Here is a 12,519-nt window from a genome sequence, read left to right on the forward strand (position 1 = left end):
ATTTAAATGATAAAATCGGTCCACTTTTGGGTTGATTTTCCGGAAGCAATAACGTTTTCAATAAATGCCATGCCGCGCACTCCCTCTTTAATGCCAGGGTAATCCAGCACCTCAGGCGATGGTGTTTCGCCGGCCTGTCTGGCTTTTACATGCAGCGCAAAATTGCGGTACAGGTTGGCAAAAGCTTCCAAATACCCCTCTGGGTGACCGGATGGCGTGCGGGTATTGTGGGCAGCAAAACTACTGGTGTAACCGCCGCCGGTGCGCCATATTTCGGCAGGCTTATTGGCCCATTTTACCAGCAGGGTATTGGCATCTTCCTGTTGCCATTCCAGGCCGCCGTTTTCGCCATACACACGTACTTTTACTTTGTTTTCTTCGCCCGCGGCAACCTGGGTAGCTATTAACACGCCACTGGCACCGTTGCTGAATCTGAGCAGAGCGGCACCGTCATCATCCAGTCTGCGGCCTTTTACCACCGTGTTGATATCGGCACAAAGCTGGGTTACTTCAACGCCGCTTACGTATTCGGCCAGGTTGAAAGCATGGATACCAATATCGCCCATGGCACCAGCTATACCGCTTTTGGCCGGATCTGTACGCCAGGTAGCTTGTTTATTATTCGTACCTTCTACAAAAGTGCTTAACCAGCCCTGTGGATACTCTACATATACTTTTCTGATCTCACCCAACTTACCGCTTTTTACCAACTGGCGTGCTTCTTTTACCATTGGGTACCCGGTATAGGTGTGCGTTAGGCAAAATAACCGGCCGGTTTCTTCAACTACTTTCTGCAGTTCCTTAGCTTCGACCAGAGAGAAAGTCATCGGTTTATCCAAAATCACATCAAAACCGGCCAGCATGGCTTGCTTAGCAGGCTCAAAATGTAGGTGGTTTGGTGTTACAATACAGATGACCTGCACACGCTCATGCGCCGGTAAAGCTTGCTCTTGCTCCAGCATTTGTTGCCACGAAGCATAGCAACGTTGAGCCGGCAGATCCAGCAGCAGACCGCTGGCCCTGGAACGCTCCGCATCACTGCTGAAGGCCCCGCAAACCAATTGGTATTCGTTATCTATGCGCGAAGCAATGCGGTGTACGGCGCCAATAAACGCCCCCTGGCCCCCGCCAATCATCCCTAATCTTAGTTTCATAGAATAATATGGAAAATTTTAAGGCTTTAGCTGCTTATAAAGCCCAGGCTTTATCTCCTTTTTTATATGGATAGTTACCATCATACTTACCGGGAACCGGCAAATAACGTAATGCTTTGGTTGCGCCTAGTTCAGAGGTAAAATATCCCAGCAAGGTGAGCTGCTTCATCATTCTGAAATAATGATTCGGATCTTCTTTCTTTTTGTTTTTGGTATATGCTTCCTGTTCTTTATCAAGATTAATAAGCAACTCCGTACGTTTAGCCTGATCTGCTTCCAGGAATTTCTTACCTGATAATTTCAAAGAGGCTTCGTCCAGCTTTTTGATGCCATCCAGGAAAATATCCTGGTCTGACGGCTGGTAGCAATCGCGTACCATTACCGCCATAAACTGTGCAACTCCGGCTTCTTTGGCGCCCGGGGTTGAGGTTTTGGGCAAGATCGTTTCGGCTACTTCACCTAAAAAATGCTGCTGATCGGGCTCAAACAAACCACTTACATTTTTTGCACCTGCTGACTGGCATCCCGACAGGAAAAATTCGCCGCCTATAATTGCGCCACCCATCAGCAGGGCCACGCGTTCAATAGCTTCTCTTCTGTTCATTGTTAAATGTATCGATGAAAATTATCAGATGTTCATTTTCTTTAACTCCTCCACAGCATGGTTAGCTGCGCGGGCGGTAAGCGCCATATAGGTGAGCGACGGGTTCTGACACGCGCTTGAGGTCATGGCAGAGCCATCGGTCACAAATACGTTTTTTGCATCCCAAACCTGGTTCCACTCATTCAGTACCGATGTTTTCGGATCGCGGCCCATACGTGCGGTGCCCATCTCGTGTATCCCGCGACCAAGTATTGCAGGTTCATTATAAGTTTTTACATCCTTAACGCCGGCTGCTTCCAGCATTTCCTTAGCATCATTAGCCATATCCATGCGCATTTTAATCTCGTTATCGCGTATGGTGGCATCAACCGCCAGAACAGGCAGGCCCCATTTGTCTTTCCTGGTTTTATCCAGAAATACACGGTTATCATGGTATGGCAGTGTTTCGCCAAAGCCGCCCAGGCCCATATTCCAGCCACCTGGTTCTGAAATGGCATCTTTATAAGCGCCGCCAATGCTGGCCATCTCTGCAATTTCATGCCCCCAGCCCCCTCTTCCGGCGCTGCCTTGATAACCAAAACCGCGAATGTAATCGCGATGCTCGCCGTTCAGATTACGGAAACGAGGGACGTAGATACCATTGGCACGGCGGCCATAAATGTATTTATCTTCAAAACCTTCAACCCTGCCACCGGCGCCTACGTTTAGGTGGTGGTCCATCAGGTTGTGGCCCAGTTGGCCGCTGCTGCTGCCTAAACCATCAGGCCATACATCGGTGGCAGAGTTCATCAGCACCCATGCAGAGTTCATGGTTGAAGCGTTCAGGAAGATTACCTTAGCGTAGTACTCGTATGTTTTGTTGTTCTCGGCATCCAGTACTTCAACACCTTTTGCTTTTTTGGTATCCTTATCATACAATATACGGGTAACAATTGACCACGGACGCAGCGTTAAATTGCCGGTTGCCAAAGCCGCCGGCAACGTGGCCGACTGCGTGCTGAAGTATGCTCCGAACGGACAACCCAACCAGCATTTATTACGATATTGACAATTAGTACGATTGTTATGCGGAACGGTAATATTAGCCGTACGACCAATAATCATCGGTCTTTGACCTTGGTAGTGCGCTTTAATACGGGCGGCTACATCTTTTTCTACCACGTTCATCTCCATGGGTGGCATAAAATCACCATCGGGAAGAATAGCCAGACCATCTTTATTTCCGGAGATGCCTGCAAAGCGTTCAACGTAGCTATACCAAGGGGCCAGATCTTGATAACGAATAGGCCAATCTACTGCAATGCCATCTTTCAGGTTGGCTTCAAAGTCAACATCGGCCAGGCGATAGCTCTGACGGCCCCACATCAGCGAACGACCGCCAACATGGTATCCTCTAAACCAGTCGAAACGTTTAACTTCTGTATAAGGGCTTTCTTTCTCGTTCACCCAGTAATCAAGATTGGTTTCATTGAGCGGATAATCGCGCTTCAGAACCGGGTAATCTTTGATCATCTGCTGGGTACGCCCTCCGCGGTGCGGAAACTCCCATGGCGCTTTATTGGCATTTACATAATCTTTAATATGCTCAATATTGCGGCCACGCTCCAGCATAAGTGTTTTAAGGCCTTTTTCGGTCAATTCCTTAGCGGCCCACCCGCCAGAAATTCCAGAGCCTATCACAATTGCATCATAGGTATTAGTTGCCATAAAAGGGATATTGGTTTAATAACTGGTCGATGAGACTTTAGCAATTGTCTCATTAAGAGACAAAGCTACAATTACTTGTCAATTTTCCAAATTATTCAGCAACATGTTACCATTCCTGCCTTAAACCGTATTTGAGGGCATTATTATACTTCTCGATATCAAAACTGTAGTAGATTGGCGGGCGGTGTGAGGTTTTTACGGGCACAATATCCTCTTTCACCAGAATATCAAATCCGTGCATTTTGCGTTGAAAATTACCGCGATGGAGTTTCTTGCCCAGTATCAGCTCATAGAGTTTTTGTAGCTGAGGCATAGTAAACGCTTTGGGCAACAGGTTTAAACCAATGGGGCTATAATGAATATTGCGGCGTAAAGCAGTGAGCGCCGAGTGCAGAATATCCTGGTGATCCATCATCAGATCGGGCAGGTCATCAATATCTTTCCATTCGCATTGTTCAGAAATGCGGTCAACCACAGGGATAATTGTGGTATAATCAACCAGGGCGTAATAACCTGTAGAGATGAAACGCTGTTTCTGCCAAAGATGTTCAGGCCAGTGCGCCAGTTCATGTTCAGAGCGGCCTGTCTGGCCAAACACCCTGAATTGTTCCAGGTAGATATTTGATGCACCGGTACGTGCTTTGAGGATACGGTAGGCTGCAGCGTCGAGGTTTTCGTCTTTCTTTACGTACCCTCCCGGCAAGCCCCACTTATCAAAGCCCTTCATTTTGAGCAATAGCACCTTGAGCGACGACTCGTGAAAACCAAACACAGCGCAATCTATAGAAACATGCGGGAGACATGATCTATAAGCCAGTTCGCTGGCTCGTTCAAACAGGTCTAAGTGACTCATGTTGCAAATAAGACGATAATTTTAATATTTACCAATTACCCGATGAAAAGCAATCTTCAATTTAATTGGCAAGATATTCACCGCCCGGCCTGCAACAATTAACTGTTAATATACCTGCTTAGTTTGGCCTTCGCCAACCGCTGGCCCAAAACGCTGTTTCTGAATACGATCAAACTCTTTAACATAACCAGGATGGTTACATTACCAGGGTAATTAACTGGCGGAAGTGCAGGATAGTTTTAATTACAGAAAGCTGATACTTTCCAGGCACTTAACTTTCTGAAATGGCATAAACCGTGTATCCGGGTTCCATTTATTGCCAACGTATTTAAAACCGGCAGCATTCATAACTTCCGTTACGATAGCCGATTGCCAGCTTCTGGTAATAAATGGACGGTCGTGATAACTGATTTCTTTATAGGTACTGCCAGTGGTAAGTTCGTCATCTCCGCTTACGGCCACCAGGTCATAATAATGGTGCAATTGCGTTTCTACATCACATTTCACTGCGCTGAACCAATGGGCATACAGGCCATTATAGCCTTCGTAATCATTCTTTATTTCTTTGACGGAGTAATCGATGATAAAGTTAGTGGCATTGCAATTCTCCTCAAAATAAGAAAGTACAGCAATGCCACCCAGGCGTACATTATGCTGAAGAAAAACCGCCAACCGGAGCAACTCTTTCAAGGTAAGCAGCATGCACATAGAAGCATTTGCACCGCCAATAAACACCAGATCCTGTTGATCAGGGTGCTTATAACTGGCATCAGTACAGTCGGCCGTACAATAAGCCAATCCGCTTATCGGCGAGAAGTACGCCGAATGGTCCAGACAAGTATACTCATTCCCCGGAAACGCGTTTTTCAGCACCTGGCTTTCAAAACCATTACCGGCCATGATTTCCATAATTTTCTTACCGGATGCCAGATCATGATCCTGCATCAGTAAAATCAGATCTTCCACTTTTGGATCAGCCTGATTATAGGTTAGCCGGTATACACTATCGTAATGGGGTTTGGCATTGGCCTGATTACAAATATGGTTTACAATCTGCCGGTCTAATTTTACTTCAGCTAAAATGAGCTGCCTGATCAGCTCAATCATCCGCCCGTTTTTCCGCTTTTAGATGCGCGGCCCACTTGTTTTTTCTTTTTGCGTGGTAAGCGTTTTACGTCAGCTGATTTTGGGGCCGCTTCGGTTGACACCGTTTCCTGTTCGTTGTTCTTTGTCATTTGTATGGTTTTTAGGTTTAATGAGTTTAATCAGCTAAAAAGCAGATCTATATTGAATATAGATCTTTCGGATTGGATAAGTATCAATCCTGAAATATAATTCAATCGTGTTGTTCGCCCAGTTGTCTTTCCAATGTTTTCTTTGCTTTTGAAAGAGTCATTAGATCATCTTCAAGGGCGTTGAGACTGAGGCCGAGTGGTGTAACGCCTGCCTTAAAAAAATCTTCGCTCATAACGGCGTAAAGCACATAGCCGTAAGTTTCCAAAAACTCCCAGGTAAGGCGCTTAACTTTTCCCCAGCTGATAACGTAAATAAAATTTTCGTCATACCCCACAATGTTTACTGCGTGGCCCCCAAAAGAACCAACGGCGCGGTCGCCAGTCAGCCCGCCGGGCTTTACGTCCCAGAGTTCCTGCTTGATGATGGTATTGGGCAGTTCCATCCCAAGATATGCACCACCAAACGTATACACCGCCGCACGAACCAGCTTCGGGTTCTTCAGATCTACGGTAGTAAAAGCTTTTATTTTATGATCACCGATACCGATTTTACGCCAGTATTTCAAAACATCCTGGTAATACAGACCATCATCATTTTCGTGCGTTTCGGGATTGTAGCCAGATAAAGCTATGTAGACTTCCATCACCTCGCGGGTTAATATGATATCCTCATGGGTGGCGTTAGCTGTCCAGCACTCAATCATGTGTCCGGCAGTTGCACAGGTGCAATTGTTAGCCGTCCAATTGCCCATGCGCCGCCATGGCGTGCGTTTCTTTTTAGAGAAATCTACAGCCGCGGGCACGCCTTCCAGCGTGTTATGATCTATATATTTTTCAAAACTTAGGTTACGGTTGTCCAGCGGATGCACCAGTCGGCTTCCCCTGAGTGGTTCGGTCATTTCCATTTTGCGATTTGCTTCGGGGTTTTAAAATAGCAAAAAATAAATCAAAATCTAACCGCATGCATCCTCAATGAAACAGAAAAGGCACCTCTCGGCGCCTTTTCTGTTTGCGGGGTATGCTATATTTCAGTACCCCTTATTAGTTGGTCTGAGTATTAATCGTCATCGCCATCATCGTCTTTCCCGGCATATTTTTTAGGGTAAGGTTTAGATTTTTTGGCCGAGTACCAGATAATGCGGTTCATCAAGTCGTCATTACCGCCATCTATATGATCAAATTCAGGGCGAAGTGATTGTTTAGCATAGTACAGATCGTGGCCTTTCAGATCAGAAAGCTTGGCATTCAGCTCATTAATAGCAATCTGGTTAGGCTGAGCATGGTAAATGGAAAGATCTGCAGTGTTATTAAAACATTTAAACATAGGCAGAGCCGTAGCGTCAATCGCATTCATCGGCGGGATGCCCAGAATCTGCTCTATGGTACGCACCACGCAGGTTTGATTATAGTTTACATGCACTGTTTGTTTCATGCGGCTGTAAGGACTAACCACAAAACCGGTAGTACGGTAAGCAGACACATGGTCCCAGCCGGCTTGAGAATCATCTTCGGTCACAAAAACCACTGTATTTTTCCAGAAACGGCTTTTAGACAGCGCTTCAATTATACGACCAACCGCCAGGTCATTATCGGCCACCTGCGCACGTGGCGTAGGCGATCCCGGGCGCATGCCTCCTGTATGGTCATCAGGCAGTGCCATCACCATCAGTTGTGGTAGCTGGTCGCCAGACTGCTTTTCGTAGTTTTTCAGTTCGTCAATAAATTCGGTTGCACGCAGCTGGTCTGGAATGGTCAGATCATTGCCACATGCAAAGTTAGGCGACATCATTGGCCGCACGCGAGATATAGTAGATGTGTTGGTGAATTTAAACGGCTTTCCGTTTTGGTAAGCATCATAAACCTTGGCCCAGGTGGTACCCTGCTCATAATGCGGGGTACAGGCCTCGCCATAAATGCGCACGCTTTTGCCATGATCGGCAGCGTTGTTCCAGATAAAGCCGTTCTGATCATATACCAGCGCATCAGTTTGCACATGCGGATAGCTGCGGAACCAGGCACGCACGTTTTTCTCAACGTAATCGGTCGCCATAGCCGCATCCGTCCACTGATGGCCTTCAGCAGAGCATTTGCCGGATACATAGTAATTATCCATCAACAGAAAATCGCGCGCTATCTGGTGCTCGTTCGGGGTCACTTTGCTGCCAAAAATACACAGATCGGCATTACCATCGCCTTCAGGCATATCGCCCAGTATCTGATCGTATGTACGGTTTTCTTTAATAATATAGAGCACGTGCTGAAACACAGACGGTTCGCCAATACGTTCTGGGACCGGCTGCGGCGCCACGCCTTTACGCGGCATCAGGCCGGCAATCTCGGCGCGGAATGCCAGACTCAGCTTTCTCACCTGATCGGTATAGCCTGATAATTCAGCCTCACCAGGTACCTTAATAATAGATAAGGTAGCCAATTGATGGTGCGAGTTAAAAGCGCCTCCAGGAGTTTTAGGCACATCACGGCCGGTAGTAACCGCCATGCTGTTTACACGTGCGCCCTCTCCTTCCAGGTTGGTTACAAACAAGGTATTACCATTTTGAGCCAGGCCACAAGGATATGCCTCGGTCGGAATGAAACCTTTAACAGCGCCGCTGGCGCCATTAAGCTGAACCACAGCAATAGCGTTATCCATGCCATTGGCTACATAAAGCGTGTGGTCATCTGCACTAAGCAACAAGGCATTAGGCGAATCGCCAATCAGACGTTGCTTTTCTTTAAACAGCATTACAGGTATGGTTGCCGCAACTTTATTTTGCGCTGCATCAACCACCGTTACATTATCACTATTGCCGTTAGCTATGTAAATAAAGCGACCATCATGACTGACCACCATATCATTAGGATGCAAGCCTGTTTTAATTTCAGAGATCAGCGCACCGCTTTTTTCATCAAACACGCTAAGGGTACCATTGTTAATGGCCCCGGTTTTAGGATCGATAAAAGCCTTACCGTAAGGTACGCCCGCAGATTCTGCTTTATCGCCCGCTGCGGGTTGTTTACCCCCCCAGTTACTCACATAAGCTTTACCGTTTGACACCACCAGGCCATAAGGCGCCACACCAATAGGCTTAGACCATTGGACGTCGTGCGTTTTCAGATTCATTTTTACCAGGCGGTTGTTGCCGTTCAGCACTACAAAAAGGTAGTTGATGCCGTTTTCCTGGTCTATGGCCAATTCATTAGGCAGGGCCAGTGGCGAATCTCCTTCCGGTTTAAACGGAATGGCATCAGTCTGTACAAGCTGGTTATCGGCCCAAACTGCTTTCAGTACATAAGATTGATGACTATCGCCATTAGCTGCGCTCCAAAAGATGGACACTTTACCATCTTCCTGCAATACCTGGATGCCCGAGTAAGTGCTCATCAATCCACGGTATTTCGGGTCTGATGCGTATCCCCAACGGGCCAGTACTTTCTTGTCCTGCGGATCTATAACGGCAATACCATAACGGTCTTCCACCGCCAGCAGGTTGCTGCCCGGCATCACTTTCACATCCAGGGTATGATTTTCATCGCCCGTACTACCATAACGCACCACATCACCTGCCGGTTGAATAATGCGGTTATAAGGCAGCAGAAAAGGCGCCTGTGTTTGGCGGAGTGTGCTATCGTCATAACCGCTGTGATTATCTGTTGAATTACCGTTGGTTGATTGTTTACCTGTAAAATTGTGGCATCCTGACGCAACCGCCAGGAGCACTAATGCAGAGGAATACAGAAAATTACGTGTCATCATGGAGCTGATAAATAAAGGTGTAATGCTACGAATAATCTTGGGCAGGACGATGACATTAATGCATAAGTAATTATAATTTCATATTACATTGATATCATCATTATACTATCAGCGGCGATTCGGTCGTTTTCATCCCCGAGAGCAATCAAACCGATCCAACAACCAGCGAGCCGGAAGTTTTTATTGTACTTTTGTGGCTTGTATAACGCCGTTAACCGCTTGAAAAAATTACTGATCTTACCGCTCATCATCGCCGTTTGCTGCTGTGGCTTATTTTTAAATGGATACGCCCAGGGTGGCCCTGATAATAAAGATACGCTGATTAAAAATGCAATAGCTTTGGACACAACGCATTACAACTCGTTGATGAGACGTTTGGCCGGTAAAAACTAGTACATATCCCCTGCCTGGTGCCATTTTGCCGTTTAACCGGGTGGTGGCTTACTATGGCAACATGTATTCTAAAAACATGGGGGTATTGGGCCAATATCCGGCCCCGGTTATGCTGAGTAAGCTGCAATCTGAAGTAAAGCGTTGGGAACAGGCTGATCCGGGCACGCCCGTTATCCCGGCCCTCCACTATATATGTGTGACAGCCCAGGCTGATGCCGGCCGCAACGGACTGCACAACCTGCGCATGCCTTTTAGCCAGATAGATAGTGTGTTGCGTATGGCAAAAAGAATTAATGCTTTGGTGTTTCTGGATATCCAGGTGGGCTTTAGCACCGTACAGACCGAGCTTCCTTTACTGGAAAAATATTTGCGCATGCCAAATGTGCATTTCGGTATTGATCCGGAGTTTTCTATGAAGGAAGGCAGCGTACCCGGCAAACGCATTGGTACATTTGACGCGACTGATATTAACTACGTGACCGGTTATTTAGGCGATCTGGTCAGAAAATATAACCTGCCGCCAAAAATCTTTGTAGTACATCGGTTCACGCGCCGCATGGTTACCAACTACCAGGCCATACAGCTGCGCAATGAAGTACAGGTGGTGATGGATATGGATGGCTGGGGTAGTCCGGAAAGCAAGCAAAAAACCTATCAATATTTTATTGCACAGGAGCCGGTTCAGTTTACAGGTTTTAAGCTTTTTTATAAGAACGACCTTAAAAACGAGCCGCACCGGATGCTGACGCCGGCAGAGGTATTGAGCTTGAAACCAATTCCGGTTTATATTCAATACCAGTAATTTTTATTTTCGCGTATGTCTATCACTCAAAAACCCACCGTTAGTATTGAATATTGCCCTAAATGTGGCTGGATGCTGCGAGCTGCCTATATGGCGCAGGAATTGCTGACCACCTTTACGGACGATGTGCATGGCGTATTGTTAAAACCCAGTGAAACCTCTGGCACGTACGTGGTTAGCGTGGATGAACTGGTGGTGTTTGACCGCCGGGTGGCAGGCCGGTTCCCGGAGATTAAAGAGCTAAAACAACTGGTGCGCGATATCGTCAATCCCGGAAAAAGTCTGGGACATTCGGATGTAAAATAGCCTGAATAGTGTTTGTCCTTGCAGCTACAGGCGCGAGCGACTGACAGAAAGACCGTTTATTGCTGCTGGCACGATTTTGTCATCACCTTTAAAAACGAATTTATGCAAACTGAAAAAGCAATTTTAGCCGGAGGATGCTTCTGGGGCGTAGAAGAACTGATCCGCCAGCAACCTGGGGTAATCTCTACCGTGGTGGGTTATACCGGCGGTGATGTACCAAATGCAACTTACCGTAATCACGGAACGCATGCAGAAGGGATTGCCATAACTTTTGATCCGTCTGTATTATCTTATCGTAAGCTGCTGGAGTATTTTTTTCAGATCCATGATCCTACCACACGTAACCGTCAGGGAAATGATATTGGCACCTCATACCGCTCGGCAATCTTCTATCTGAATGAAGCACAGAAAGATACCGCCATTCAATTGATTACTGAAATGGAAGCTTCGGGCAAATGGCCCGGTAAGATAGTTACAGAAGTAGTACCTGCCGGCGATTTCTGGGATGCAGAAGAAGAACACCAGGATTACCTGCAGAAACAACCTTGGGGTTATACCTGCCACTTTGAACGACCAGAATGGACGTTATAAGCAATCAAGTTGGCGGTTAGCATATCTGCTACCGCCAGCCTAATGCAGGTGCCACATGCTCCAAAATAGCAGATAACACATGAACATTATAATCTACCCCCAAAGTGTTGGGTATGGTCAGCAATAAGGTGTCTGCCTCTTTGATGGCCTCGTCCTGAGCCAGTTGTTTGATGAGTTCATCCGGCTCTGCCGCATAACTCCTGCCAAAAACAGCCCGCTTATTGGCTTCAATGAATCCAAAAGTATCGGCACTTTTCCCCTGCTGCCCGAAATAATACCGGTCATTATCGGTTACTAAGGCAAATATAGAACGGCTTACAGATACCCTTGGCTCCCGCTGGTGCCCTGCTGCCTTCCAGGCTTCTTTGTATAGCCTGATCTGCTCGGCCTGCTGAATGTGGAAAGGCTTCCCGCTTTCGTCATCTTTTAAAGTAGAACTTTGGAGAAACATGCCATTCTCTGCCGCCCAAACGGCAGTGGCGTTAGAACCGGCTCCCCACCATATACGCTCAAGCAGTCCTTCTGAATGAGGCTCCACCCGCAGTAAACCCGGTGGATTTGGAAACATGGGGTATGGGTTGGGTTGAGCAAAGCCCTCCCCTCTCAACATATCCAAAAATTCCAACGCTTTGCGCCGCCCCATGTCAGCGTCAGTCTCCCCTTCTTCCGGTTCATAACCAAAATAACGCCAGCCATCAATCACTTGTTCCGGCGAACCCCGGCTAATTCCCAGTTGTAGCCTGCCGCCTGAGATCAGATCGGCAGCGCCGGCATCTTCTACCATGTACATGGGGTTCTCATAACGCATATCAATCACACCCGTACCTATTTCTATTTTACTTGTTTTAGCGCCGATGGCTGACAGTAAAGGGAAAGGCGAGGCCAGTTGGCGCGCAAAATGATGTACCCGGAAGTAAGCGCCATCCAAACCAATCTCTTCCGCGGCTACCGCCAGGTCAATAGACTGCAGCAAGGTATCCCCTGCCGTTTGGGTTTGATAGGCCGGATGCTCAGACCAATGGCCAAATGATAAAAATCCTATTTTCTTCATAAGTACTGATTCTTATTCTATGGGATACCAAAATTAGGTCATATTATCCCATTTGTCTTGAGATACTTT

13 protein-coding genes are annotated in these 12,519 nt (G+C 47.0%); 4 read left to right on the top strand and 9 right to left on the bottom strand.

The annotated features are described in order from the left end of the window. Nucleotides 1-2: 2 nt before the first annotated feature. The 8 genes from ABZR88_RS13210 to ABZR88_RS13245 form a co-directional block, all read right to left on the bottom strand. The gene (locus tag ABZR88_RS13210) at nt 3-1,154 is read right to left on the bottom strand and encodes a Gfo/Idh/MocA family protein (protein WP_245916983.1); all 1,152 of its coding nucleotides are present in this window, start codon (nt 1,152-1,154) and stop codon (nt 3-5) included. A 34-nt stretch (nt 1,155-1,188) separates the two neighbouring features. Beyond that, on the bottom strand, nt 1,189-1,758 hold the full coding sequence (locus ABZR88_RS13215) for a gluconate 2-dehydrogenase subunit 3 family protein (RefSeq protein ID WP_107826878.1): 570 nt from the start codon (nt 1,756-1,758) through the stop codon (nt 1,189-1,191). A gap of 24 nt (nt 1,759-1,782) precedes the next feature. Then, on the bottom strand, nt 1,783-3,465 hold the full coding sequence (locus ABZR88_RS13220) for a GMC oxidoreductase (RefSeq protein WP_107826877.1): 1,683 nt from the start codon (nt 3,463-3,465) through the stop codon (nt 1,783-1,785). 106 nt (nt 3,466-3,571) lie between these two features. Then, complete coding sequence (locus ABZR88_RS13225; protein ID WP_107826876.1) at nt 3,572-4,318, bottom strand: NUDIX domain-containing protein; 747 nt, start codon at nt 4,316-4,318, stop codon at nt 3,572-3,574. A 243-nt stretch (nt 4,319-4,561) separates the two neighbouring features. Continuing rightward, on the bottom strand, nt 4,562-5,425 hold the full coding sequence (locus ABZR88_RS13230) for a hypothetical protein (RefSeq protein ID WP_107826875.1): 864 nt from the start codon (nt 5,423-5,425) through the stop codon (nt 4,562-4,564). Further along, nucleotides 5,422-5,553 (bottom strand): hypothetical protein, encoded by a 132-nt coding sequence (locus ABZR88_RS13235; protein WP_281260182.1) that lies wholly within the window; start codon nt 5,551-5,553, stop codon nt 5,422-5,424. The genes ABZR88_RS13230 and ABZR88_RS13235 overlap by 4 nt, the downstream gene beginning before the upstream one ends. A 101-nt stretch (nt 5,554-5,654) precedes the next feature. Further along, on the bottom strand, nt 5,655-6,458 hold the full coding sequence (locus ABZR88_RS13240) for a hypothetical protein (protein ID WP_107826874.1): 804 nt from the start codon (nt 6,456-6,458) through the stop codon (nt 5,655-5,657). Nucleotides 6,459-6,610: 152 nt separating this feature from the next. Further along, nucleotides 6,611-9,307, bottom strand: coding sequence for an alkaline phosphatase family protein (locus ABZR88_RS13245; RefSeq protein WP_245916982.1), 2,697 nt, complete (start codon nt 9,305-9,307; stop codon nt 6,611-6,613). A 219-nt stretch (nt 9,308-9,526) separates the two neighbouring features. On the opposite strand from ABZR88_RS13245, the gene ABZR88_RS13250 reads away from it, so the two are divergent. The 4 genes from ABZR88_RS13250 to msrA all read left to right on the top strand — a co-directional run bounded on the left by ABZR88_RS13250 (nt 9,527) and on the right by msrA (nt 11,399). Continuing rightward, on the top strand, nt 9,527-9,700 hold the full coding sequence (locus ABZR88_RS13250) for a hypothetical protein (protein WP_170113530.1): 174 nt from the start codon (nt 9,527-9,529) through the stop codon (nt 9,698-9,700). Nucleotides 9,701-9,725: 25 nt separating this feature from the next. Further along, a complete protein-coding gene (locus tag ABZR88_RS13255; RefSeq protein ID WP_146166462.1) occupies nt 9,726-10,502 on the top strand; it encodes a hypothetical protein in 777 nt (258 codons plus the stop codon). A 15-nt stretch (nt 10,503-10,517) separates the two neighbouring features. After that, entirely contained in the window at nt 10,518-10,808 is a 291-nt protein-coding gene (locus ABZR88_RS13260) for a SelT/SelW/SelH family protein (protein WP_107826870.1), read from the top strand. A 102-nt stretch (nt 10,809-10,910) separates the two neighbouring features. Next, a complete protein-coding gene (msrA, locus tag ABZR88_RS13265; RefSeq protein WP_107826869.1) occupies nt 10,911-11,399 on the top strand; it encodes a peptide-methionine (S)-S-oxide reductase MsrA in 489 nt (162 codons plus the stop codon). Between the two features lie 28 nt (nt 11,400-11,427). Here the strand turns inward: msrA and ABZR88_RS13270 are convergent, their stop codons facing one another. Further along, entirely contained in the window at nt 11,428-12,450 is a 1,023-nt protein-coding gene (locus ABZR88_RS13270; RefSeq protein ID WP_107826868.1) for an LLM class flavin-dependent oxidoreductase, read from the bottom strand. Nucleotides 12,451-12,519 lie beyond the last annotated feature (69 nt).

The organism is Mucilaginibacter yixingensis (assembly GCF_041080815.1).
In the GTDB taxonomy this organism is placed as follows: Bacteria; Bacteroidota; Bacteroidia; order Sphingobacteriales; family Sphingobacteriaceae; genus Mucilaginibacter; species Mucilaginibacter yixingensis.

Excerpts from the sequence above, each read along its gene's own strand:
- ABZR88_RS13210 (WP_245916983.1), bottom strand. The coding sequence starts at position 1,154 with ATGAAACTAAGATTAGGGATGATTGGCGGGGGCCAGGGGGCGTTTATT.
- ABZR88_RS13215 (WP_107826878.1), bottom strand. The coding sequence starts at position 1,758 with ATGAACAGAAGAGAAGCTATTGAACGCGTGGCCCTGCTGATGGGTGGC.
- ABZR88_RS13220 (WP_107826877.1), bottom strand. The coding sequence starts at position 3,465 with ATGGCAACTAATACCTATGATGCAATTGTGATAGGCTCTGGAATTTCT.
- ABZR88_RS13225 (WP_107826876.1), bottom strand. The coding sequence starts at position 4,318 with ATGAGTCACTTAGACCTGTTTGAACGAGCCAGCGAACTGGCTTATAGA.
- ABZR88_RS13230 (WP_107826875.1), bottom strand. The coding sequence starts at position 5,425 with ATGATTGAGCTGATCAGGCAGCTCATTTTAGCTGAAGTAAAATTAGAC.
- ABZR88_RS13235 (WP_281260182.1), bottom strand. The coding sequence starts at position 5,553 with ATGACAAAGAACAACGAACAGGAAACGGTGTCAACCGAAGCGGCCCCA.
- ABZR88_RS13240 (WP_107826874.1), bottom strand. The coding sequence starts at position 6,458 with ATGGAAATGACCGAACCACTCAGGGGAAGCCGACTGGTGCATCCGCTG.
- ABZR88_RS13245 (WP_245916982.1), bottom strand. The coding sequence starts at position 9,307 with ATGATGACACGTAATTTTCTGTATTCCTCTGCATTAGTGCTCCTGGCG.
- ABZR88_RS13260 (WP_107826870.1), top strand. The coding sequence starts at position 10,518 with ATGTCTATCACTCAAAAACCCACCGTTAGTATTGAATATTGCCCTAAA.
- msrA (WP_107826869.1), top strand. The coding sequence starts at position 10,911 with ATGCAAACTGAAAAAGCAATTTTAGCCGGAGGATGCTTCTGGGGCGTA.
- ABZR88_RS13270 (WP_107826868.1), bottom strand. The coding sequence starts at position 12,450 with ATGAAGAAAATAGGATTTTTATCATTTGGCCATTGGTCTGAGCATCCG.